Consider the following 23,220-nt stretch of genomic DNA (forward strand, 5'->3'; position numbering starts at 1 on the left):
CACGGGGACCTCCTGCTGTTGCTAATGCGGATTAGCTGAGGCTCTGGCACGAGCAAAGCGGTGTCAAGGAACTTGTCCGAAACCGGACAAGGACGGGACTAATACGTATTAGCACCTTGACGCCACTCGAACGGGTCACGGACAGTCCCGTGTCGTCAACGCCGACGAAAGGGAGTCACCGAATGACCGAGCTCTCCCGCCGGGCCACGCTCAAGGTCGCTGCCGGGCTGGGCCTGGCGGCCTTCGCCGTCCCCGCCCTGCCCGCGCAGGCCGCCCCCGCGGGCTTCCCCGACTACCGGTTCCTGCGCACCGCGTTCGACAAGAGCGCGCTGAAGTACAACCCGACCGGCGAGCTGATCTTCCCGTGCGTCCGCGGCACGGTCGGCCGGGTGCGCAACGCGCTGGGCCGCTACTACCTGTACTACGCGCCGCACGACGCGCCCGGCGGGATCTGCCTGGCGTACGCGGATTCGCTGGAGGGGCCGTTCACCGAGTACCCGGCCAACCCGATCGTGTCCAACGTGTGGGCGCCGCACTACTCGGTCAGCCACGTCTCGTCGCCGCACGTGATGTGGCACGCGCCGACGCAGGAGATGTGGCTGTACTTCCACGGCGAGAACACCACGACCCGTCTGGCGCGGTCGAGCGACGGCATCGACTTCACCTACGACAAGGTCGTGCTGTCGGCGTCGATGCTGCCCGCCGGCACCAGCGAGACGTCCTACGCGCGGGTGTTCGAGCACAGCCTGCCCGCGCTGGGCGCGAAGTACGTGATGGTCTTCATGATCAACAACCAGACGAACCGGCGCACGATCGGCTGGGGCTGGTCGGCCGACGGGCGGAACTGGGAGTTCGCGCAGGAGCCGCTGATCCGCCCGGAGGAGGTCGGCGCGCGCGACATCAGCGGGCCGTCGGTTCTGAAGCGCAACGGCAGCACCTACGTGGTGTACCACTGCAACATCGAGGCCGGCGGGTCGATGCTGATCACCGAGGTGGGCAACGACTTCAGCCTGCGACGGCACCTCGGCGTGTTCCACGCGCCGCTGCCCGGAGCCCCCGACAACGGCCGGTGCGCATCGGCGTCGTTCGGCACCGAAAACGGCGTGGAGTACATGTTCTACGAGGCGGGCGCCCGTTTGGAGGGCTCGATCGCGATCGCGCGAGCGGTCTAGGCAGCCATCGCCTGGTGGGCGCGGCGCAGCTGGAGGGCGAACCACAGGGCGCCGGCGCCGCGCAGCACCAGGGCGATTCCGAGCCAGATCGCGAGCGTGAGGATGGTCAGGCCGGGCCACACCAGGGCCACCACCCCGATCAGCAGGGTCACCACGCCGAGGCCGAGCCACAGGCCCCACATCGGCAGGCGCCGCCGCCACGCGAGTGACGCCGCGATCTGCCCGGCGCCCGCGACGACGAACCCGATCCCGACCACCACGGCGAGCGTGAGCAGCGTGATGCCCGGCCAGGCCAGCGCGATCACGCCGATCCCGATCCACACCACGCCGAGCAGGTAGAACGGCCACCGGGTGCGGTGCCGGTCGGCGGTGAGGATCTCGTCGAAGCCCTCGAACAGCAGGGCGATCGCGACGATCACGGCGAGCGTCCCCACCGCCACGGCCAGGTTCACCAGCAGCAGCACCCCCAGCACCGCGGTGGCGACCCCCAGCAGGGCGACCATCCACCACCGCCCGGTGACCCGCCGCAACTCACCGCCCGTCCCCTCGCCGAGCGTCACCCGGAACGCCCCGTAGGGCTGGTGCACGGCCATGACGGTTCCCCTTTCCGCAGCCGGAACAGCCACCGTAGGCCCGCGCCGCACACCCCGCCAGTCCGGTGGGATACCAATGGAATCCGGCTCGGCCCTTAGATCATTCGGCGGCTTGTGCAACCGCGCGCCCCCTGATTGCGTCGTACCCCGGACGAGTCATGGGGGTGGCGCGTGTCGAATCCACTGGTGGCGCAGGCCCAGTCGCAGACGACGGGCGTGACGGGGATCGGCATCGCCGAATCCGCGACCGACCTGGCCAACGGCATCAAGGACGGCTCCTGGGTCGAGGGCGGGCTGGGCGCGCTCGGCGTCGGCCTGGAAGTGCTGTCGATGGTGATCGACCCGCTCGGCACCCTCGCGCAGTACGGGGTGTCCTGGCTGATCGAGCACGTCCGGCCGCTCAAGGAAGCCCTGGACTGGCTGGCGGGCGACCCGCCGGTGATCCAGTCCTTCGCCGACACCTGGGCCAACGTCGCGACCGAGGTGAACACGATCGCGCAGGACCTGACCACCGAGGCGAACACGGGCACGGCAGGGTGGACGGGCGAGGGCGGCGACGCCTACCGCGCCAACGTCGCCGCCCAGACCGACGCGATCGCGGGCGCGGCCACACTGGCCGACGGGATCTCCACGGGCGTCCTGATCATGGGCCAGGTCGTGGCCATGGTGCGGGAGATCGTCCGCGACCTGGTCGCGGAACTGGTCGGCAAGCTCATCACCTGGGCGCTGGAAGCCGTGTGCACCCTGGGTTTCGCGACCCCGCTGATCGCAGCGCAGGCCACCACGGCGATCAGCAGCGCCATCACGCGGATCGCCGACCTGATCCGCAAACTGGTGAAGACCGTGGGGAACGCGGCGCCGAAGATCCGCCGGGTGATCGACAAGCTGGGCGAGATCATCGAGAAGCTCTCGGCGCTGGGGCGGAAGTTCGGCCGCCACGGCGACGGCCCGACCACCCCGTCGGCCGCGCGGAGCGGGGACGGGATTTCCACCCCCGACGTGGACGGCACACCGTCCACTCCGGACACCCCAGCGAGCCCGGACACCCCGGGCACACCCGGCACCGCAGGCTCGCTGCGCACGGCGGTGAGCAACGCGGGGAACAAGCTCCGCGATCTGGCCGTCAGCGCGAAGGAGAAGATCGGGCGCGCGCTGGGCGACCCGGTGGACATGGTCAGCGGCGAGGTGCTGCTGACCCAGACCGACCTCGACCTCCCCGGGGTGTTCCCGCTGCGGCTGGAGCGCATCCACCTGTCGAACCACCGTTCGGGCCGGTGGTTCGGCCTGTCCTGGGCGTCCACACTGGACCAGCGGATCGAGGTCGACGCCGCCGGGGTGGTGTTCGCCGCCGCCGACGGGAAGCTGCTCGTCTACCCGCGGGGCGACGACGGCAGCCTCGCCAAGGTGCCCATGGCGGGGCCGAGGCACGTCCTGGCGGGGAGCCAGCGCGACGGATACACGATCACCGACCCGGAAACCGGCCGGGTGCTCAGGTTCTCGGTGGTCGACCCGCGCTCGCCGGGGACCATGCCGGTCACCGCGATGTCCGACCGCAACGGCAACACCGTGGAGTTCCGGTACGACGAGGCGGGCGCCCCGGTCGAGCTGCGGCACTCCGGCGGCTACCGCGTCGGCGTCACCACCGAGTCCGGGCGCGTCGTGGCGCTGACGATGCTCGGCGCCGGCGCGGGCGGCGCCGACGTCCCGGTGATGCGCTACGACCACGACGAGGACGGCAACCTCTCCGCGGTGGTCAACTCCTCCGGGCTCGCCATGCGCTTCGCCTACGACGGGCAGAGCCGGATGACCCGCTGGAAGGACCGCCGGGGAACCTGGTACGAGTTCACCTACGACGACGCCGGCCGTTGCGTGCGCGGCACCGGGGCCGACGGCATGCTGAACAGCACCTTCGCCTACGACGCCGCGCACCGCCTCACCCGGCACACCAATTCGCTCGGCCACACGACGACCTTCCACTACGACGAGCGCGGACAGGTCGTCCGCCGCGTCGACCCCCTTGGCGGCACCACCACCAGCGAGTGGGACGACCGCGGGCGGCTACTCGCCGAGACGGACCCCGTAGGCGCGACCACGCGGTACGTCACAGACGAAGCCGGCGATCTGATCGAGGTGGTCCAGCCCGGCGGGGGCCGCCTGCGCGCCGAGTACAACTCGCTGCACCAGCCGGTCGCCGTCACCGACGCCGCCGGCGCGGTCTGGCGCTGGACCTACGACGAGCGGGGCAATCCCCGCACCAGCACGAGCCCCACCGGCGCCACCACCACCTACACCCACGACGGCCGTGGCCACCTGCTGGCCGTCACCGACGCGCTGGGGCACACCAAGCGGTTCGAGACCAACGCGGCCGGCCTCCCGGTGACCGTGATCGACGAGGTGGGCGCCACCACCCGGCACACCTACGACGGGTTCGGCCGGGTCGTCAGCACCACCGACCCGCTGGGCGGGGTGACGCGGTTCGGGTGGACCGTCGAGGGCAGGCCCGCGTGGCGGACCCTGCCCGACGGGTCGACCGAGCGGATGACCTACGACGGCGAGGGCGACACGGTGGAGCACGTCGACCTCACCGGTGCGGTCACGCGGATCGAACACACGCACTTCGACCTCAAGTCGGCCGAGACGACCGCGGACGGCGCGCGCGTGGAGATCCGCTACGACACCGAGCTGCGCCCCGTCGCAGTGGTGAACCAGCAGGGCCTGGAGTGGCGCTACTCCTACGACGCCGCGGGCAACCTGGTCCGGGAGACCGACTTCAACGGCCGGGTCCTGACCTATCGGCACGACGCGGCCGGCCGGGTGGTGGAACGGGTCAACGCGGCCGGCGAGGTGATCCGCTACACCTACGACGCCAGGGGCGCGGTCGTCGAACAGGTCACCGGTGAGGAGGTCACGACCTTCGAGCACGATCCGGCCGGGCGCATCGTGCGGGCCGTGAACTCCGCGGCCGAGGTGACCGTCTCCTACGACGCGGCGGGGCGGGTGCTCGCCGAGACGTGCGACGGGCGAGCGGTGTCCTCGGTGTACGACGCGCTGGGCAGGCGGGTGCTCCGCACAACCCCGTCCGGCGGCCGGACGGTGTGGAGCTACGACGCGGCGGGCCGCCCCCGCGCCCTGGAGACCGCGGGCCGGGCGATCACGTTCGCCCACGACGCGGCCGGGCGGGAGACCGAGCGGCGGTTCGGCGCCGCGGCGCTGAGCCAGACCTGGACCGACAGCCACCGCCTGCACACGCAGGTGCTCACCGCCACCGGCGGGGGCCGGGGGCCGCGGGTCACGCAGCGGCGCGCCTTCACCTACCGCGCCGACGGCGGTGTCACCGCGATCGTCGACCAGCTGGCCGGGCCGCGCCAGTACTCGCTGGACGTGCTGGGCCGGGTCACCGAGGTGCGTACGCCGGGCGGGACGGAGCGCTACTCCTACGACCCCGCGGGCAACATCACCTTCGCCGCGTCCGCCGGGGCCGGCGAGGACGGGCCGCGCGCCTACCGCGGCACCCGGCTGGACCGGGCCGGCGGCCTGCACCTGGTGCACGACGCCGAGGGGCGCGTCGTGCTGCGCAGGCGCCGATCGCTGTCCGGGCGGGACCGGACGTGGCGCTACGAGTGGGACGCCGAAAGCAGGCTCACCGCGGTCGTCACCCCGGACGGCGTCCGGTGGCGCTACTCCTACGACGCGTTCGGGCGGCGGGTCGCCAAGGAGCGCCTGGCCGCCGACGGCAAAACCGTGGTCGAGCGCACCGTGTTCAGCTGGGACGGCACGCGCCTGGCCGAGCAGGTCACCTCCGGCGACGGCAGCGCGACGGCGACGGCGTGGGATTGGCACCCGGAGAGCTGGCGTCCGCTGACCCAGGTGGAGCGGACCTCCGCCGCGGACGCGCCCCAGGGGTGGGTGGACAGCCGCTTCCACGCCATCGTCACCGACCTGGTCGGCACGCCGACCGAGCTGGTCGACCCGGGCGGGACGGTCGCCTGGCGCGCCACCACCGCGTTGTGGGGCGGCGCGGCCGGCGGTGACGGGGCCGCCACGCCACTGCGGTTCCCCGGCCAGTACCACGACCCGGAAACCGGCCTGCACTACAACCTGCACCGCTACTACGATCCGCTCACCGGCCGCTACCACAGCCCCGATCCGCTGCACCTGCTCGGCGGCCTCGGCATCCACTCCTACGTCCGCAACCCGCTGACCTGGCTGGACCCGCTCGGGCTGCACGGGTACGACGACTCGCACAAGACCATCGCCTTCACCGACCGCGTCAACACCCTCAGCGGCTGGGGCAGGCACGAGCCGCACTTCACCCGGCCCTCCTTCAACGACATGCGGCAGTTCCACCAGCAGATCGGCCACCCGCTGGTCGCCGAGCCGAACGGACGGGACCTGGGAGTGTTCGGGCGGTACTTCGCGATGCACGCCGAGCGCCAAGCCGCCTACCTCGACCCCGACGCGCCGATCCGCGTGTCGTCCACGATGTGCGACGACTGCCAGGGGTTCTTCCTCGCCCTTGCGCAGCACCGCGGGATCCCCCAGCATGTCTCCGACCCGCACCACGATTTCACCTTCCACACCAACGGGACGATGAGTGCCACACCTCGACACTGACACCCTGACCCGCCTCGCGGACGCGTTGCCGCCCGACGGCGCACTGCCCTACGCCGACCGGCGCGCCATCCACACCGAACTGGGCGACGACGCGCTGTCCAGGCTGGAACTGCTGTGCGCGCAACGGGTCCGGCCGATCTGGGACGCCGCGTTCCCCGGCGACGACGAGCCGGTGCGGCTGCTCGCCGCCGCGCAGGCCGACCCCGCCGCCACGGGCCTGAAGCAGGCCGTCCGGGACGCGCACACCCACCTGGACAACCTCTCGCTGCGCGGCGGCACCGCCGTGTCCGCCGGTCTCGCATACTGGGCCGTGGCGCGCAACCTGGTGTTCGGCAGGCCAGAGGAACCCGGCGACGTCGACGACGAGACCGACCTCGACCCCGACGACTGGTCGCCCTGCTTCTACGCGGCCAACGCCGCGGCGGGCGGTCCTACGTGGCTGGACGGCAGCGACTCCGCCGCCCGGCGGGAGTTCTGGCGCTGGTACCTGCTCGAAGCCGTGCCGGCGGCCGCGCGGTCCTGACCCGCGCCCGGTGACCGTCCGCACCGACGGCTCCTCCATCGGAGCCGCGCGGATCACCGGACGAGTGCCCGCGCCGTGCCCGTCGTCACCGCACCGGGCACCGCGCGCGGCCCGAAGGGAGGAGATTAGTCCCTCCGCCGCCCGGGTAACTCCTGCGCCGTGGACACGGCAGGCAAGATCACCAAGGCCCGCGAACCCGACGACCCGCCCCGCCCGCGCCGGCGGCCCAGGACCGCGAGAGCGTTGACCTGCCTGGGAATCCTGCTCTCCTCGGCGCTGCTGCCGGGTGCCGTGGCGCAGGCCGCGCCCGCCCCGCGGGTGCTGCTGAACCAGGACTTCCCGGACCCCGACGTGCTCAAGATCGGCACCGACTACCACGCCTTCGCCACCGGCGGCCCGTCCGGCCGGATCCCCGTCGCCGTCGCCAAGGACGCCGACGGGCCGTGGCGCGTCACCGGCGACGCGCTGGCCGCCGATCCGTCCTGGGTGGACCCCAAGGGCGGCTACTGGGCGCCCGACGTGACCCGCCGCGCGGACGGCACCTTCCTCATGTACTACGCGGCGGTGTCCAAAACGGACCGGCACCGCTGCATCGGCACGGCGGTCGCGAACTCCGTGGCGGGCCCCTACCAGCCGGCCGGGGACGCGCCGCTGATCTGCGACCCTGGCGACAAGGGCGACATCGACCCGCAGACCTTCCAGAGCCGCGACGGCACCCGCTACCTGCTCTACAAGGGCGAGCACCCCGGCGGCGGCGCCTCGGCGATCTTCGTGCAGAAGATGACCCAGGACGGCACCGCGCCCGACGGCCCGCGCACCGAGATCCTGCGCGCGGACCGCCCCGAGGAGAAGGGCATCGTCGAAGCGCCGGTGATCACCCAGCGCGGCGGCCAGTACGTGCTGTTCTACTCCGCCGACGACTACCGCAACGCCACCTACCAGACCCGCTACGCCACGGCGTCCTCGCTGACCGGCCCGTACACCAAGGCCGACCAGCCGCTGCTGACCACCGAGTCGGTCGGCCACGCCACCGAAGGCCCCGGCGGGGCGGACGTCGTCGGCGGGCGGATCTACTTCCACGGCTGGCTCAACGGCCAGCGCGCCGCACGCGGCCTGTTCGGCCTCAACCTGGAGTTCGTCAAGGGCGTGCCGCAGGTGTCCTAACCGGACTCCCCCGCGAACCGCGCCTCGAGATCGCTCACCTCGGGCAGCCCGACGAGGTCGGTGAACTCGCCGAACGACGGCAGTCCGGGCAGCGCGGCCGCGGGGGTCCCGTCCCGGCGCACGGTGTCCAGCAGGGCGCGGACCCCCGCGGTCGCGGCGAGCAGCGTGCCGATCGGGTAGAGCACGAGCGAGAAGCCCAGCTCGCGGATCCGCTCCAGGGACAGCGGCGGGGTGCGGCCGCCCTCCGCCCAGTTGAACACCAGCGGGGCGGCCCCGGACAGCTCCCGCGCGACGGTGGCGATGTCCTCCTCGCTGGTCGGGGCCTCCACGAACAGCAGGTCGGCGCCGGCCTCGGCGTAGGCGCGGGCGCGCTCGATCGCGTCGGCGAGCCCGTGCACGGCGGCGGCGTCGGTGCGCGCGATCAGCACGAAGTCCGGATCCCGGCGAGCCGCGGCGGCCGCGCGCAGCTTGCCGGCCATCTCCTCCCGCGGGATGACGGCCTTGCCGCTCAGGTGCCCGCACTTCTTCGGGCTGACCTGGTCCTCCAGGTGGATGCCCGCCACCCCGGCCTGCTCGTAGGCCCGCACGGTGCGGACCACGTTGAGGGCGTTGCCGTAGCCGGTGTCGGCGTCGGCGATCACCGGGACGTCGACGGCCGACACGATCCGCCGCGCGTTGTCGATCATCTCCGTGCCGGTCAGCAGGCCGACGTCCGGCCGCCCGATCAGCGAGGCGGTGGTGCCGAACCCGGTCATGTAGACCACGTCGAACCCGGCCTGCTCGACCAGGCGCGCGGTGAGCGCGTCGTAGGCCCCGGGCGCCACCAGCGGCCCCGGCGCCGCCAGCAGCTCCCGCAACCGCTTCCTCGGCGCGGGCCCGCGGCCCAGCAGGTCTCCCACCACGTCCTCCTCGTGCCCGGTCGCCCCGGCGTCCGTCACCTACGCTAGTCCGCAGGGCGGCAGGCTCACCGAGTGGACAACGGCGCAACGTTCGTGCAACGTTTTACCTGTCCGGGTAGTCGAGTGAGGGGTGGCTGGATGCGGACCGTGACGGGCCCGGCGGATCGGATCGTCGTGGTGGGGGCGGGACTGTCCGGGCTGGCGGCGGCGCTGCACCTGGCCGGGCGGGGACGGCAGGTGACCATCGTGGAGCGCGAGCCGGTGCCCGGCGGCCGGACAGGACGCCTGGACCTGGGCGGTTACCGCATGGACACCGGGCCCACCGTGCTGACCATGCCCGACCTGGTCGACGAGACCCTCGCCGCGGTCGGCGACAGCGTCCCGAACCGGCTCGACCTCGTCCCGGTCACCCCCGCCTACCGCGCCCGCTTCGCCGACGGCAGCAGCCTCGACGTGCACAGCGATCCCGAGGCGATGACCGAAGCGGTGCGGGCGTTCGCCGGGCCGTCCGAAGCGGACGGGTACCGGCGGCTGCGCGAGTGGCTGACCCGGCTGTACCGGACCGAGTTCGACCGGTTCATCGCCGCCAACTTCGACTCCCCGCTCGCCCTGGTCACCCCGCACCTGGCCCGGCTGGTCGCGATGGGCGCCTTCGGTCCGCTGGACCGCAAGATCGGCCGCTTCCTCCGCGACGAGCGGCTGCGCCGGGTGTTCTCCTTCCAGTCGCTCTACGCCGGGCAGTCGCCCCAGCACGCGCTGGCCGTGTACGCGGTGATCGCCTACATGGACACCGTGGCCGGGGTGTTCTTCCCGCGCGGCGGCATGCGCGCGCTGCCCGACGCCCTGGCCGCGGCGGCCGCGGACGCCGGGGTGGAGTTCCGCTACGGCGCCGAGGTCACGGCGCTGCGGCGGTCCGGCTCCCGGGTGACCGCGGTGGAGACCACCGGCGGCAGCCTGCCCGCCGACGCGGTCGTGCTCACCACCGAACTGCCCGCCGCCTACGAGCTGCTCGGCCGGACCCCGCGACGGCCGGTGCCGCTGCGGCCCGCGCCGTCCGCGGTCGTCGTGCACGTCGGCACGCGGCAGCGGTGCGACACCGCGCACCACACCATCCTGTTCGGCGCGGCGTGGCGGCGGACGTTCCACGAGCTGATCCACGAAGGGCGGCTGATGAGCGATCCCTCCCTGCTGGTGACCCGTCCGACGGCCACCGACCCCGCGCTCGCGCCGGACGGGCGCGACCTGCTCTACGTGCTGGCCCCCGCGCCGAACCTGCGGCGCGGCCCGGTGGACTGGGACCGCGTCGGGGACGCCTACGCCGACGAGGTTCTCGGCCACGTCGCCGAGCGGCTGCTGCCCGGGCTCGGCGACGGCATCGAGGCCAGGCACGTCGTCACCCCGGCCGACTGGGCGCGGCAGGGCATGCTGGCCGGCACCCCGTTCGCGCTGGCGCACACCGTCGCGCAGACCGGCCCGTTCCGGCCGCGCAACCTGGTGCGCGGCACCGGCAACGTGGTGCTCGCCGGCGGCAGCACCGCGCCCGGGGTGGGCGTGCCGACCGCCCTGGTGTCCGGGCGCCTCGCCGCCGACCGCATCACCGGCGCCCACGTGACCCGCCCACTGGTGGCGGCGCGATGACCGGGGCCCTGGACGCCGCCGGGATCACCGAACCACGCCTGCGCGAGGCCTACGTCCGCTGCCGCCGCCTCAACGCCGAACACGGCCGCACCTACTACCTCGCCACGCGCCTACTGACCAAGGCGCAGCGCCCGGCCGTGCACGCGCTCTACGGGTTCGCCCGCTTCGCCGACGACATCGTCGACTCCGCTCCCCCTGGCAGCGATCCGGCCAGCCGCCTGGAAGCGCTTTCCGCGGAGCTGTTCGCCGGGCTGGACAGCGGCCGCAGCGACGACCCGGTTCTCGCGGCCGTGGTGGACACCGCGGGCCGCTACGGGATCCGCCGCGACCTGTTCACCGCGTTCCTCGACTCGATGCGGATGGACCTCACCGTCACCGGCTACGCCGACCGCGCCGCGCTGGACCGCTACGTGTACGGCTCGGCGGAGGTGATCGGCCTGCAGATGCTGCCCGTGCTGGGCACGGTCGGCGAGCCGGCGGAGGCCGCGCCCTACGCGGCGGCGCTGGGCAAGGCCTTCCAGCTGACCAACTTCCTGCGCGACGTCGCCGAGGACCTCGACCGCGGCCGCGTCTACCTGCCCGCCGACGAGCTCGCCGCGTTCGGCGTCGACCGGGACCTGCTGCTGTGGTGCCACCGCAACGGCCGCACCGACCCCAGGGTGCGGGAGGCGCTGGCCGCCCAGCACGCCACCACCCGCGAGATCTACGCCTACGCGCGCGACGGCATCGACCGGCTGCACCCGGTGTCCCGGCCGTGCATCGCGACCGCTCTGGTGCTGTACTCGGAGATCCTGGACCGGATCGAGGCGGCCGGGTTCGCGGTGTTCGCCCACCGGGCCCGGGTCGGCCGCGCCCGCCGGGCGCGGCTGGCGCTGTCCGGGCTGGCGCGGGCGATGTGGGCGCGGCGCGGCCGGCGGGCGGCGGACCTGACCGCGGCCGCGACGGAGAGGTGGGCGTGAATGGACCACTACCAGTACCTGCTCGTCCTGGCGGGGTGCCTGGCGATCACCCTGCCGCTGGAGTTCCTGGGCGCGCGCGTCTACCGGCGCCCGGTCGCGCTGGCGCGCGCGGTGCTGCCGGTCGCGCTGGTGTTCCTCGTGTGGGACGCGATCGCGATCGCCGCCGAAGTCTGGTGGTACAACCCCGCCTACGTCACCGGGTTGCGGCTGCCGTTCGCCATCCCGCTGGAGGAGCTGCTGTTCTTCCTGGTCATCCCGGTGTGCGGGGTGCTGACCTACGGGTGCGTGCAGGCGATGCTCGGCCGCCTGCGTGAGCTGCGGAAGGTGCGCCGGTGACCGGGCTGGGATACACGCTGCCCGCGGTGCTCGCGGTGATCGCCGTGTGCGCGTGGGAGTTGCTGCACCTGCGCACCGGGCTGTTCCGCAAGCCCGCGTACTGGATCTCGATGGCGATCGTGGTCGGCTTCCAGATCCCGGTGGACGGCTGGCTCACCAAGCTGAGCGCGCCGATCGTGCTGTACGCGCCCGAGCACACCAGCGGGCTGCGCTTCCCGTGGGACATCCCGGTCGAGGACTTCCTGTTCGGGTTCGCGCTGGTCACCGCCGTGCTGCTGCTGTGGGAACGGCGCACCGCCAAGGAGGAGGCATGACCCTGGACCGCACCGGACTGGCCCGCCACGAGGTGCCCGGCGCGTTCGACACCGGCGCCGCCGCCTACGACCGGCTGGTCGGCGCGAACCCGGGCTACCACGAGCACCTGCGCCTGTCGGCCCGCCGGATGCGCCTGCCCGGCGGCGGCCGGGGCCTGCGCCTGCTCGACGCGGGCTGCGGCACCGGCGCCTCCACCGCCGCGTTGCTCGCTGCCGCGCCGCACGCCGAGATCGTCGCCTTCGACGCCTCCGCGGAGATGCTCGCCCAGGCGCAGCGGAAGTCCTGGCCCTCGACCGTCCACTTCGTCCACAGCCCGGTCGAGGAGCTGGCCGCGTCCGGGATCTCCGGGCCGTTCGACGGGATCTTCGCCGCGTACCTGATCCGCAACCTCGCCGACCCGGACGGGCAGCTGCGCGCGCTGCGGGCGCGGTTGAAGCCGGGCGGCACGTTCGCCGCGCACGAGTACTCGGTGCGCGACTCGCTCGCCGCCCGCCTGGTGTGGCACGCGGTGTGCTGGAGCATCATCATCCCGGCCGGGCGGGTGGCGACCGGCGACGCGACGCTCTACCGGCACCTGTGGCGCAGCGTCCTCGCCTTCGACGGCGCCGCGCGGTTCCGGCAACGGCTCGCCGGCGCCGGGTTCACCGCCGTGCACAGCGAGACGATGACCGGCTGGCAGCGCGGCGTCGTGCACACCTTCCTGGCCACCAACCCCGAGGAGCCCGCGTGACCGACCGCCGCGCCGTCCGGCACCGCGCCCCCACCGGCGCGGCGGACGCCCGAACGCTGCGGCACCGGCCGGAGGTCGTGGTGGTGGGCGGCGGAATCGCCGGGCTCACCGCCGCCACCGGGCTGGCCGAGCGCGGCGTGGCCGTCACGGTCGTCGAGCGGGAGGACGAGCTCGGCGGGCGGGTGTCGGCCTGGACGGACCGGCTCGCCGACGGCAGCACCGTGTCGATGAGCCGCGGCTTCCACGCGTTCTTCCGGCAGTACTACAACCTGCGCGCGCTGCTGCGGCGCGCCGACCCGGAGCTGTCGCGGCTGCGCCCGGTCGCCGACTACCCGCTCGTCGACGGCGAAGGACGCCGCGACACCTTCCGCGGGCTGCCGAGCACGCCGCCGTGGAACGCGCTCGCCTTCGCGCTGCGCAGCCCCACCTTCCGCGTCCGGGACCTGCTGCGGCTCAACGCCCGCGCCGCCGCGCCGCTGGCCGCGGTGTCGGTGCCGGGCACCTACGACCAGCTCGACGACGTGGACGCGGCGACGTTCCTGGAGCGCATCAACTTCCCGCCCGCCGCCCGGCACCTGGCGTTCGAGGTGTTCTCCCGCAGCTTCTTCGCACCGCCGTCGGAGATGTCGGCCGCGGAGCTGGCGACGATGTTCCACCTGTACTTCCTCGGCTCGTCCGAGGGGCTCGTGTTCGACGTGCCGGACTCGGCCTACGACACCGCGCTGTGGGAGCCGCTGCGGGCGTACCTGGCGGGTCTGGGGGTGCGGTTCCGCACCGGCGCCGAGGCCGGATCCGTGGCGCGGGACGGCTCGCGCTGGTCCGTCGACGGTCTCGCCGCCGACGGTGTGGTGCTCGCGGCGGACGTGTCCGGGCTGCAGTCGATCGTGTCGGCGTCGCCGGATCTCGCCGACGAGGAGTGGCGGTCGCGGGTGCTCGGGCTGCGGATCGCGCCGCCGTTCCTGGTGCACCGGCTGTGGCTGGACCGCCCCGTCGCGCCGGACCGGCCCGCGTTCCTCGCCACCGGCGGGCTCGATCCGCTGGACAACATCAGCGTGCTGGACCGCTACGAGCGCGAGGCCGCGACCTGGGCCGCCGAGCACGGCGGGTCGGTCGTCGAGCTGCACGCCTACGCCTGCGCCGACGAGGTCGTCGCGCTGCGCAAGCAGCTGGTCGACCGGCTGCACCAGCTGTACCCGGAGACCGCGGGCGCGCGGATCGTCGGCGAGCTGGTGCAGTGGCGGCGGGACTGCCCGCTGTTCGGCGTCGGCGACTTCGCCCGCCGCCCCCGCGTCCGCACCCCGTTCGACGGGGTCGTGCTCGCCGGGGACGGGATCCGCATCGATCTCCCGGTCGCGCTGATGGAACGCGCGGCCGCGACCGGCTGGCACGCCGCGAACTGCCTGCTCGCGCGGTGGGGGCTGGCCGGGCACGAACTGACCACCGTGCCGGTCCGCGGGCGGTTCGCGCCGCTGCGGGCCCTGGCCGCGTTAGGAGGGTGAGATGGCACCGCGCTGGCCCCGGAACTGGCCGCTGCAACCGATCCCGCGTACGCCGTGGGCGCGTCAGGAGCCCACGTACCGCGACGCGAAGCCGTCGCTGATCGAGGCCGCGCTGAAGCGGGCCGAGGCGCGGCCGTCGGGGAACTGGTACGTGTTCGCGGCGAGCCGGGACGTGCGCGGCGACCGGCCCTACGGGTTCTCCGTGGCCGGGACCGAGCTGGTCGCGTGGCGGGACCGGGCCGGGAAGCTGCTGGTGGGGCCCGGGGCGTGCCCGCACCTGGGCGCGCCGATGGCGCTGGGCGCGGTCGACGACGGCGGCCTGCTGTGCCGGTGGCACGGGCTGCGGCTGGACGAGCGGTCGTGCCGTCCCGCGTTCGACGACGGGGTGCTGGCGTGGGTGCGGCTGGACCGGGCCGGCGGCGAGGAGCCGTTGCCCGCGCCGGTCGTGCCCGCCCGGCCTGCAGGTGGGGTGGACTCGGTGGCGCGGCTGGAGGGTGTGTGCGAGCCGCGGGACGTGATCGCGAACCGGCTCGACCCGTGGCACGGCTCGTGGTTCCACCCGTACTCGTTCACGCGCCTGAGGGTGCTGTCCGCGCCGGCCGAGGTCGACGTGGCCGAGGAGGACGACCGGTTCGTCGTGTCGGTGACCTTCCGCGTCACCCCGACGCTCGGCGTGCCCGTCCAGGCGGAGTTCACCTGCCCCGGCCCGCGCACGATCGTCATGCGCATCACCGAGGGCGAGGGGGTCGGCAGCGTGGTCGAAACGCACGCCACGCCGCTGGGCCCGGGCCGCGACGGCCGCCCCCGCACGGCGGTGATCGAGGCGGTGGTGGCGGCGTCGTCCCGCCCCGGCTTCCGGTTCGCCCGGGCCGCCGCGCCCGCGCTGCGCCCGCTGATGCGCCACGCGGCGGCCCGCTTGTGGAAGGACGACCTCGCCTACGCCGAGCGGCGCTACCAGCTGCGCAGCGAGGACTGGAGCCCCCGCGACACCCGGGCGTGAGGGCTCGTCCAGCCGCCACCTGGAATCCTGCCGCCCCGCCGGCCGGGCCGCCCGCGCCCGCCTTCACGGGTGGACCAACCGCGCAGGCAGGCCGGATTGGCGGCCGCGCCCCGCGCCAGTCCCCGTCGGCCGGTCCCCACCACCACCGGCGCCTTCACGAGTGGACCAACCGCGACGGCCGCCCCAAGCCGTCCACCACCAGCACGCTCATCCACCCCACCCGCACCTTCACGAATGGACCAACCGCGACGGCCGCCTAGGCCGTCCTCTACCAGCGCGCCCTTTCAATCCCGCCACCCCACCGGGCACTCCCCCACCACCGGCACCCACACGAGCGGACCAACCCGCGACGGCCGCCCCAGGCCGTCCACCACCAACGCGCCCATCCAATCCCCGCACCACCCCACCGGCACCTTCACGAGCGGACCCAACCGCGACGGCCGCCTAGGCCGTCCTCTACCAGCGCGCCCTTTCAATCCCGCCACCCCACCGTGCGCTCCCACCACCACCGGCACCTTCACGAGCGGACCAACCGCGACGGCCGATCCGAAGCCGGCCACACATAAGGCAGGTCGTCCGGCACCCCGTCGAAGAACCGCCGGTAATGCTCCGGATCCTTGTGCAGCAGCGCCGACTGATGGCTGCGGTGGAACTCCGGGTCGCCGAGCCACGGCGGCATCTCCCCCGCCTCCCGCAGCGCCTGCTCGTCCCGCGGCTGCGGCACCCCGACCGCGCGCGCCAGGTCGTCAGTCAGTTTCACCGCGCACGTGTCGGTACGCCCGGCCGCGCACCACACCCGGCACACCTCCAGCCCGTAGCGGGTCAGGGCCTCCTCGTAGCCGGTCCACATCTTCGCCGCCGGGTGGTGCCGCCACCCGTAGTTCGGCACCGTCAGCGCCCGCAGCACCTGGAGCGTCTCGACGCGCTGCTTGCCGAGGCGCCGCGTGTCCAGCACCCGCGCGGTCTCGGCGAATCCCGGGTACGGCAGGAACGTCTGCATTCAGCCCACCCGCTCGTCCGGCGTCGCCTCGTGCCCGGCCACCCCCCGCGAGCGCCGCTCCCGTTTCAGCTCCGCCTCGTACAGGTGCCGCCGCCCGCCGGTCAGCTCGCGCGCCTGCCGCTCGAACGCGCGGAACGGCTGGTAGTAGGTGTCGTCGAAGTCCTCGACCACCTGGAACGTCCACCGCCCTGGCAGCACGTTGCGGCCCACCAGCTCGCGGGCGATGCGGTCGGCCAGCTCGTCGTGGCCCGCCTTGCGCAGCAGCTCGACGGCCTCGCCGACGGCGAAGTCGGTGGTGCCGGTCATGCGGTGGAACTGGTAGAGGTGCCCGCGCGCGACCTCGAGGGTCTCCAGGGCCTCGGTGAGCTTGCCTACTGCCTCGACCGTCGCGCGGTCGTACCGGTCGGCCTCGGGGTTCTCGTCGTCGAGACGGGCGTCAGTCATGTCGGCGGGGTACCCACCGCGAACCGTTTCACAGCCGTTGCCGGACGAGCACGGGTTCACGTTTCGTGCGCGAGACCGCCACCCCAGCCAGGCAGAGGACGCCGCCGGCGAGCGAGAGCCAGCCCGGGACCTCGCCGAGCACCGCCCAGGCCATCAGCACCACCACGGCCGGCACGGCGTAGGTGGTCGAGCCCATCTTGCCCGCGGTCGTGCGGGCAAGCGCGTACGCCCAGGTCGTGAAGGCGAGCGCGGTCGGGAAGACGCCGAGGTAGAGCATGCTGAGGGTGGCCTCGGCGGGCGCGGTCGCGAGGTCGTCGAGGAGCTGCCCGGCGAATGGCAGGCACGCGAGGGCGCCGATCAGGCAGCCGAAGGTGGTGACCTGGAGGGCCGAGGCGTGCTTCAGAGCGGGTTTCTGGCTGACCACGCCACCCGCGTAGGTGATGGCCGCGAGCAGGCAGAGCACCACGCCGAGGACGGGCGCGTGGCCGCGGCCGGACATCGACAGCCCCACGACCACGGCGCCTGCGAAGGAGACGGCGAGCCCCGCGAGCAGCCGCCCGGGGAAGCCTTCGCGCAGCAGCCAGCCGCCGAGCAGGGCGATCAGGATGGGGCCGACGTTGACCAGCATGGCGGCCGTGCCCGCGTCGACGAGCTGTTCGCCCCAGTTCAGGACCACCATGTAGGCGCCGAACCACAGCACGCCCGCCCCCGCGATGCCCGGCCACGCCTCGCGTTTCGGCAGCTCTTCGCGCCGGATGACCAGGAAGACGAGGAGGGTGAGCGCGCCGGCGACGAGCCGCCCGAGCGCCAGCGCGCCCGGCGCGAAGTGCTCACCGGCCGCCCGGATGGCCACGAAGGCCGACGCCCACAGGACGACGGTGGTGAGGGCCGCGACCATCGCGCGGCGGTCCATGCTGAGATCCACGACCCGGACGCTATTCGCCGGACGTGTCGGTGTCCGGCGATTTTTCGCCACGACGCCCGACGAGCCGGTCCAGCAGCTCGCGGTTGCCCGGCCAGGCCTGTGCCAGCACCTCTCGTGGTACGAGGCGCGCCGCATACCGCAACGCCAGCGCGACGACGAGAACGTCGTCGAGAGGCCCGATGACCGGCAGGAACTCGGGAATCAGGTCGATCGGCGAGAGCACCCAAAGCCCCGCGACCACGACGGCGACCTTCGCCCGCCGCGGCACGCGCGGATCCTTTCGGAGCCGTTTGACGGTGATCACACAGTCCGGCAGGAGCCGCGCGAGATCCCTGGCCAACCCCGGCGGCAGCAGCTTCGCGAGGAGAATCAGCAGCGCCCACGTGGCGAGGACAACCCCAGCCGCGATCAGGACGCCCGTGAGCCAACCAGGCACTTCGCGCTCCTCCGGGTAGGCCTCGGCAGGAGCCTACCCGCCTCACCCTGTGTGACCGGCCGCTCTTATAGCGCACTGTTGATCACGCGCAGTGACCCACCCCCCGTGAACGAGCGTCCGCGGATGGGCTACTCTTGTGCGCACAAGAGAAGAACAGGTCCGAGTGGCGGAATGGCAGACGCGCTAGCTTGAGGTGCTAGTGCCCGTAAAGGGCGTGGGGGTTCAAGTCCCCCCTCGGACACACGCGCTAGCCACACGGGGCGACACCGTAGCAATCACGGTGCGCCCCTTTGGTTCGTAGAGGAGCCCTACGCCGAGCTCGCCGCACAACTGGTTGAGCGCTCCTGGGTCGGCTTCCGTCAGCTTCGCCCCCACGTCACCGAGCGAGTCGATCATGGCGTGTATCTCGGCGTCGGTTACGGCCGCCGGGGCGGGCGCACCTTCCAGTTCGGCTCTGGCAGCCGCCCCGCCAGCGTCGAGAACAGCTCGCGCCGCACGGCGAACAGCAACCGGCCCGCGAGCACGCCCAGGTCGGGGTTCGTCGCGTTGCGTTCCGCCCGGGTCACCATCCGCCGCTCCTCGCCGTCGCCTTCCGCGGACAGCCTAACGATCAGCCCGGCCGCCGCCCGGTGACGGTTTCCCCGATCCACCCGGTGATCTCCACCCAGACCGGGTGGCCCGGGTGGACGACGTCGAAGTGCGTGCCGCCTTCGACCTCCAGGTAACGGGCGGTGCCGCCCTCGGCGGTCACCTTCTCCGCGTAGCGGCGGCTCCATTCGGCGGGGACGGCCTCGTCGGCGGTGCCGTGCACGGCGAGGACCGGGACGCCGTCACCAGCCAGTTCCAAGGGCGAGGTCCAGGCGTAGTGCCCGTCGGCCAGCAGCGGCACGATCCCGTCGCCGACGGCGCCGGAGACCGCGGGCCACACATCGGGCCGGGCCGGTTCGGGCGCGTCCTTCGGCGGCTCGGCGTCCGGGTCGGCGAGGACCTTGCCGAAGCCTGCCGCGTCGGCGGCCCGCAGGTCGAGCGCGCCGGCCAGTTCGACCAGGCCGACCGGGGTGATCTTCGGGCAGGCGCCGGGTGTTTCGGGCGGAAGCGCGCCGCGGTGGGCGGCCCAGGTGGCCAGGTGCCCGCCGGCAGAGTGGCCGAGGAGGACGACGCGGGTGGTGTCGAGGGCCGGGTCGAGGCCGTCGAGGGCGTCGATCGCGGCAGCGACGTCGAGGAAGGTGCCGGGCCAGCCGCCGCCGGGCTCGCCGATCCGGCGGTATTCCACGTTCCACACCGCATAGCCGCGCCCGACGAGGTCGTCGGCGACGTCGGTGATCTGGCGGCGGTCCCACATGGCGGTCCAATAGCCGCCGTGGAGGACGGCGACGACGGGGAAGGGGCCGTCGCCTTCGGGCAGATACAGCTCGCCGACCTGCGACGGCTCGGGGCCGTAGGCGACGGTGCGGACCCGCCGGGCGGCGTCTTCGGCGTCGTCGTAGCGCACGCCGCGTTCGGCGCCGACCAGTGAGCCAATGGTGGCGAAGAAGGCACCGATCGCGGGGAGGTTGGCGCCCTTGGCCTTCGACTCGTCCCACGCGGCGTCGTCGGTCCACTCGACGAAGTCCAGCCACGTCCGCTCGTCGAGGCGGACCAGGCGCGCGGCGAGGAAGCCGCGCCGGTCCTCCCGGAACGCGGCCACCATGCCCGGGCGCGCGGCCAGCATCGCCTCGGTGTTCTCCGGTGCCACGGTGAACGTGGTCAGCTCGATGACCGACATCGTCAGCTCCTCAATCTGCGGTCCGCCAGGTAGTACTCAACTATGATAGTCATAAAGCATGACTAAATTCGACGCTGTGGCGGCCGTCTCCCTGCGGTTCGGCGTGTCCCTCACCCCGGCCCTCGACATCGCCTCCGTTTGCGCTCGCGCCCTGGCCGCCGAAGAAGGAGGCTTGGACCTGGTCGGCGTTCAGGACCACCCCTACGTGCCGTCCTATCTGGATGCGTTCGTGGTGCTGGACCAGATCCTGGCCGCGACGCGGACGATCAGCGTCTTCCCGGACGTCGCCAACCTGCCCCTCCGCCCGCCCGCTGTGCTGGCGAAGACGACGGCCGCGCTCGACATCGTGTCCGGCGGACGGTTGGAGCTGGCGCTCGGCGCCGGCGGGTACTGGGACGCGATCACCCGGATGGGCGTGCCCCGGCGCACCCCCCGCGAGGCGAACACCGCGTTGCGGGAGGCAATCGTCCTGATCCGCGCGCTGTGGGCGGACGACGTGGCACCAGTCGAGCTGGCGGGAGAGCACTACTCGCTCGCCGGCGTGCCAGCGGGCCCGGCTCCCGCGCACCCGATCGAGATCTGGACCGGAGCCCAGGGCCCGAAGGCGCTGGCTCTCACCGGCGAGATCGCCGACGGGTGGGCCGCGCCGATCGCCGCCTACCTGCCCTACGAGAGATGGGGTGAAGCCAACCGGTTGATCGACAAAGCCGCCGTCGCCGCAGGCCGCGATCCGGCGTCCGTGCGCCGCATCGCGCAGGTCGTCGGCACCATCACGACAGCCAAAGGCCGGCCACGGCTCGACGAGGGCACCTCGCCCGTGCGGGGCACCGCCGGGCAGTGGGCGGAAGTGCTGGCGCGGCTGGGCTCCGAGCAGCCGTTCACCTCGTTCGTGTTCTGGCCCGAGCACGAGACGACCGACCAGATCACCGCGTTCGCCGGCGAGGTGGTGCCCGAGGTCCGTCGGCTGCTGGGCGAGCAGAACGTGTCGAGAGACGAATCCGACGGAAAACGAGCCGATCACGTGAGGCTGGATCGCGCGGACCGCCGGATGATGGGCGCATGAAGGACACGCACTTCGACCTGCTCGTGATCGGTTTCGGCAAGGGCGGCAAGACGCTCGCGGCGACGATGGGCCGGCTCGGCAAGCGCGTGGCGATGGTCGAGCAGTCCGCCGCGATGTACGGCGGCACCTGCATCAACATCGGCTGCGCCCCGACGAAGGCGCTCGTCCACCACGCCGAGCACCCCGGGGCCGGCAGCCCGGGAGAACGCCACCGCCAGGCCGTCGAGGACACCCGCTCGCTCACCAGCGCCCTGCGCGGCAAGAACTTCGCCATGCTCGACACGATCGACTCGGTGGTGGTGATCACCGGACGGGCGGAATTCCTCGACCCGAAGACGGTCCGGGTCACCGCAGGCAACGACGTCCTCGAACTCGGCGCGGACACGATCGTGGTCAACACCGGCGCCGAGCCGATCGTCCCGCCGATCCCCGGGCTGCGCACGAGCGCCCACCTGCTGACCAGCACCGAACTGATCGACCTCGACCACCTGCCGCAGCGCCTGGCGATCCTCGGCGGCGGGTACGTGGGCGTGGAGTTCGCGTCCGTCTACGCCCAGTTCGGCAGCGCCGTCACCGTGCTGGACGCAGGCCCGCGGATCATGCCCCGCGAGGACGACGACATCGCCGCGGCGGCCACCGGGATCCTGCGTGACGCGGGCGTCGAGTTCGTCGCCGGCGCCCACGTCACGGACGTGCGCGACACCGGCGAGGGCGTCAAGATCACCTACGAAGCCGGCGGCCGGACGCACACGCTGGCCGCGGACGACGTACTCGCGGCGACCGGTCGCCGCCCGGTGACCGAGGGGCTCGGCCTCGACCGGGCCGGCGTGCGCACCACCCCGTCCGGCGCGATCGAGGTGGACGAGTCCCTGCGCACCAGCCAGCCACACATCTACGCCGTCGGCGACGTCAACGGTGGCCCGCAGTTCACCTACATCTCCCTCGACGACAGCCGGATCATCACCGACCAGCTGATCGGCGCGGGCCGTCGGTCCACTCTGGATCGCAGGTTCGTGCCGTACACGGTGTTCATGACCCCAGCGCTGTCGCGCGTCGGACTGACCGAGCGCGAAGCGGTCGAACAGGGACTTCCAGTGAAGGTCGTCGAGAAAGCCGTGGCGGACATCGCCGGGATGCCCCGGGCGAAGATCGTCGGCGAGACGCGCGGGCTGATGAAGTTCGTCATCGACCGCGAGACGGATGAATTGCTGGGTGCGGCCTTGCTTAGCATCGACTCTCAGGAGCTGATCAACGCGGTCACGCTGGCGATGCGCCACGGCGTGACCGCGAGCGAGCTGAGGGATGCGATCTACACGCACCCGTCGTCGACGGAGGCGTTCAACGAGGTCCTGGCGGCCCCGCCGGTCCGCGAGGCGTAGTGCGAGACAGAGCGCAGCCCGGACGGGTGTGTTCTCGATGAAAGATCTGCAACGGTCGCAAGCCCAGTTGGCGCCAGATCGCGGAGTGAAGCTATTGTGGGCGCAGGAGTTCGCTGGTGCGCCCGGAGCGTGCGCCGGGATCCAGCGCCCGATCCGGGGCAGGCGCGCGTAGCGCCAAGGACCCGTTAGGTAGCGGACCGAGTCGGTCATCTGCCGTTCGGTCAGCGCCATCTCCCGATCGCCCCAGACACCCAGCACCCGGCAGGTCATGGGCGGCAGGTCGGCGTGCCGGTCCCACAGGGCGAACGTGTCCGCGGGGACGTTGGCGCGGTACCAGTTCAGGCCGGCGGTGAGGGCGCCGGGCCGGGCCAGATCGGTCAGCTGACAGTCGAGGCCGGGGTCATCCGTCCGCGACGCGCCGTCGTAGGCCCAGTCACGGAACCACCTCCAGTCCTCGCACGCCCGCCAGGGCCCAGGCCACCAAGGCACCCCAATCGTGTGCGGCCACGGCGGCACACCAGACGTCCAGCACGTCCAGGAGACCGGTGACGTCACCGAGAATGTGCTCCAACGCGTAGGCGTCCACACCGTCCGGGCGATCACTTTCACCGAAACCCCGCAGATCGGGGGCGATCACCCGGTAACCGACGGCACTGAGCGCCTCGATCTGGTGACGCCACATCGTGGCGCGGTCCGGAAAGCCGTGCAGCAACAGCACCGCGGGCCCCGTGCCGACGTCGATCACGTTGAGGGTGATCAAGCCGAC

The 23,220-nt window shown here is 72.9% G+C and carries 22 protein-coding genes and 1 tRNA gene; 14 read left to right on the forward strand and 9 right to left on the reverse strand.

What is annotated here, in order from left to right; translation table 11 throughout:
• The first annotated feature begins 182 nt into the window (after positions 1-182).
• Positions 183-1,172, forward strand: coding sequence for a glycoside hydrolase family protein (locus tag L2C96_RS03460; RefSeq protein ID WP_237335076.1), 990 nt, complete (start codon positions 183-185; stop codon positions 1,170-1,172).
• Here L2C96_RS03460 and L2C96_RS03465 read toward each other — a convergent pair.
• Positions 1,169-1,765 carry an HdeD family acid-resistance protein gene (locus tag L2C96_RS03465; RefSeq protein WP_020423231.1) on the reverse strand — a complete coding sequence of 199 codons (597 nt, stop codon included), beginning with the start codon at positions 1,763-1,765 and terminating at the stop codon, positions 1,169-1,171. The genes L2C96_RS03460 and L2C96_RS03465 overlap by 4 nt on opposite strands.
• Positions 1,766-1,936: 171 nt before the next feature.
• On the opposite strand from L2C96_RS03465, the gene L2C96_RS03470 reads away from it, so the two are divergent.
• From L2C96_RS03470 to L2C96_RS03480, 3 genes are all read left to right on the forward strand, one after another.
• Positions 1,937-6,379: a DUF6531 domain-containing protein gene (locus L2C96_RS03470; protein WP_237335077.1), complete on the forward strand. Its 4,443-nt coding sequence runs from the start codon at positions 1,937-1,939 to the stop codon at positions 6,377-6,379.
• Positions 6,360-6,902, forward strand: a complete 543-nt coding sequence (locus L2C96_RS03475; RefSeq protein WP_237335078.1) for an Imm5 family immunity protein — start codon at positions 6,360-6,362, stop codon at positions 6,900-6,902. Before L2C96_RS03470 ends, L2C96_RS03475 begins: the two co-directional genes overlap by 20 nt.
• Positions 6,903-7,061: 159 nt before the next feature.
• On the forward strand, positions 7,062-8,066 hold the full coding sequence (locus L2C96_RS03480) for a glycoside hydrolase family 43 protein (RefSeq protein WP_237335079.1): 1,005 nt from the start codon (positions 7,062-7,064) through the stop codon (positions 8,064-8,066).
• Here L2C96_RS03480 and L2C96_RS03485 read toward each other — a convergent pair.
• Positions 8,063-9,004 (reverse strand): isocitrate lyase/PEP mutase family protein, encoded by a 942-nt coding sequence (locus L2C96_RS03485; protein WP_237335080.1) that lies wholly within the window; start codon positions 9,002-9,004, stop codon positions 8,063-8,065. The two genes, L2C96_RS03480 and L2C96_RS03485, sit on opposite strands and share 4 nt — an antisense overlap.
• 99 nt (positions 9,005-9,103) lie before the next feature.
• Here L2C96_RS03485 and crtI point away from each other — a divergent pair, with 99 nt between their 5' ends.
• The 7 genes from crtI to L2C96_RS03520 are packed head-to-tail and all read left to right on the forward strand — an operon-like array spanning position 9,104 to position 15,442.
• Positions 9,104-10,603, forward strand: coding sequence for a phytoene desaturase family protein (gene crtI, locus L2C96_RS03490; RefSeq protein ID WP_237335081.1), 1,500 nt, complete (start codon positions 9,104-9,106; stop codon positions 10,601-10,603).
• A complete protein-coding gene (locus L2C96_RS03495; RefSeq protein ID WP_237335082.1) occupies positions 10,600-11,562 on the forward strand; it encodes a phytoene/squalene synthase family protein in 963 nt (320 codons plus the stop codon). Before crtI ends, L2C96_RS03495 begins: the two co-directional genes overlap by 4 nt.
• Positions 11,563-11,898 carry a lycopene cyclase domain-containing protein gene (locus tag L2C96_RS03500; RefSeq protein WP_237335083.1) on the forward strand — a complete coding sequence of 112 codons (336 nt, stop codon included), beginning with the start codon at positions 11,563-11,565 and terminating at the stop codon, positions 11,896-11,898. It begins immediately after the preceding gene.
• The gene (locus L2C96_RS03505; protein ID WP_020419108.1) at positions 11,895-12,212 is read left to right on the forward strand and encodes a lycopene cyclase domain-containing protein; all 318 of its coding nucleotides are present in this window, start codon (positions 11,895-11,897) and stop codon (positions 12,210-12,212) included. Before L2C96_RS03500 ends, L2C96_RS03505 begins: the two co-directional genes overlap by 4 nt.
• A complete protein-coding gene (locus L2C96_RS03510) occupies positions 12,209-12,943 on the forward strand; it encodes a class I SAM-dependent methyltransferase (protein ID WP_237335084.1) in 735 nt (244 codons plus the stop codon). The genes L2C96_RS03505 and L2C96_RS03510 overlap by 4 nt, the downstream gene beginning before the upstream one ends.
• Entirely contained in the window at positions 12,940-14,442 is a 1,503-nt protein-coding gene (locus L2C96_RS03515; protein WP_237335085.1) for an FAD-dependent oxidoreductase, read from the forward strand. Before L2C96_RS03510 ends, L2C96_RS03515 begins: the two co-directional genes overlap by 4 nt.
• Before the next feature lies 1 nt (position 14,443).
• Positions 14,444-15,442, forward strand: a complete 999-nt coding sequence (locus tag L2C96_RS03520) for a Rieske (2Fe-2S) protein (RefSeq protein ID WP_237335086.1) — start codon at positions 14,444-14,446, stop codon at positions 15,440-15,442.
• 517 nt (positions 15,443-15,959) lie between these two features.
• Here the strand turns inward: L2C96_RS03520 and L2C96_RS03525 are convergent.
• Genes L2C96_RS03525 through L2C96_RS03540 form a run of 4 tightly spaced genes read right to left on the reverse strand, consistent with a single transcriptional unit; the run spans position 15,960 to position 18,247 of the window.
• Complete coding sequence (locus L2C96_RS03525; RefSeq protein WP_237335087.1) at positions 15,960-16,442, reverse strand: MSMEG_6728 family protein; 483 nt, start codon at positions 16,440-16,442, stop codon at positions 15,960-15,962.
• Positions 16,443-16,886, reverse strand: coding sequence for a hypothetical protein (locus tag L2C96_RS03530; protein WP_237335088.1), 444 nt, complete (start codon positions 16,884-16,886; stop codon positions 16,443-16,445).
• A gap of 28 nt (positions 16,887-16,914) precedes the next feature.
• Positions 16,915-17,799 carry a DMT family transporter gene (locus L2C96_RS03535; RefSeq protein ID WP_237335131.1) on the reverse strand — a complete coding sequence of 295 codons (885 nt, stop codon included), beginning with the start codon at positions 17,797-17,799 and terminating at the stop codon, positions 16,915-16,917.
• A 22-nt stretch (positions 17,800-17,821) separates the two neighbouring features.
• A complete protein-coding gene (locus L2C96_RS03540; RefSeq protein WP_237335089.1) occupies positions 17,822-18,247 on the reverse strand; it encodes a YkvA family protein in 426 nt (141 codons plus the stop codon).
• A gap of 157 nt (positions 18,248-18,404) precedes the next feature.
• On the opposite strand from L2C96_RS03540, the gene L2C96_RS03545 reads away from it, so the two are divergent.
• Positions 18,405-18,488: transfer RNA gene (locus L2C96_RS03545), tRNA-Leu, on the forward strand.
• 175 nt (positions 18,489-18,663) lie between these two features.
• Here L2C96_RS03545 and L2C96_RS03550 read toward each other — a convergent pair.
• On the reverse strand, positions 18,664-18,816 hold the full coding sequence (locus L2C96_RS03550; RefSeq protein WP_237335090.1) for a hypothetical protein: 153 nt from the start codon (positions 18,814-18,816) through the stop codon (positions 18,664-18,666).
• 41 nt (positions 18,817-18,857) lie between these two features.
• Positions 18,858-20,012 (reverse strand): alpha/beta hydrolase, encoded by a 1,155-nt coding sequence (locus tag L2C96_RS03555; RefSeq protein WP_237335091.1) that lies wholly within the window; start codon positions 20,010-20,012, stop codon positions 18,858-18,860.
• A gap of 58 nt (positions 20,013-20,070) precedes the next feature.
• Here L2C96_RS03555 and L2C96_RS03560 point away from each other — a divergent pair, with 58 nt between their 5' ends.
• On the forward strand, positions 20,071-21,075 hold the full coding sequence (locus L2C96_RS03560; protein WP_237335092.1) for an LLM class flavin-dependent oxidoreductase: 1,005 nt from the start codon (positions 20,071-20,073) through the stop codon (positions 21,073-21,075).
• Entirely contained in the window at positions 21,072-22,454 is a 1,383-nt protein-coding gene (locus L2C96_RS03565; protein ID WP_237335093.1) for an FAD-dependent oxidoreductase, read from the forward strand. Before L2C96_RS03560 ends, L2C96_RS03565 begins: the two co-directional genes overlap by 4 nt.
• A gap of 433 nt (positions 22,455-22,887) precedes the next feature.
• Here L2C96_RS03565 and L2C96_RS03570 read toward each other — a convergent pair whose 3' ends face one another.
• The gene (locus L2C96_RS03570) at positions 22,888-23,214 is read right to left on the reverse strand and encodes an alpha/beta fold hydrolase (protein ID WP_237335094.1); all 327 of its coding nucleotides are present in this window, start codon (positions 23,212-23,214) and stop codon (positions 22,888-22,890) included.
• Between the last annotated feature and the right edge of the window lie 6 nt (positions 23,215-23,220).

Origin of the sequence: Amycolatopsis tucumanensis (assembly GCF_021654135.1) — a bacterium.
In the GTDB taxonomy this organism is placed as follows: Bacteria; Actinomycetota; Actinomycetes; order Mycobacteriales; family Pseudonocardiaceae; genus Amycolatopsis_E; species Amycolatopsis_E tucumanensis.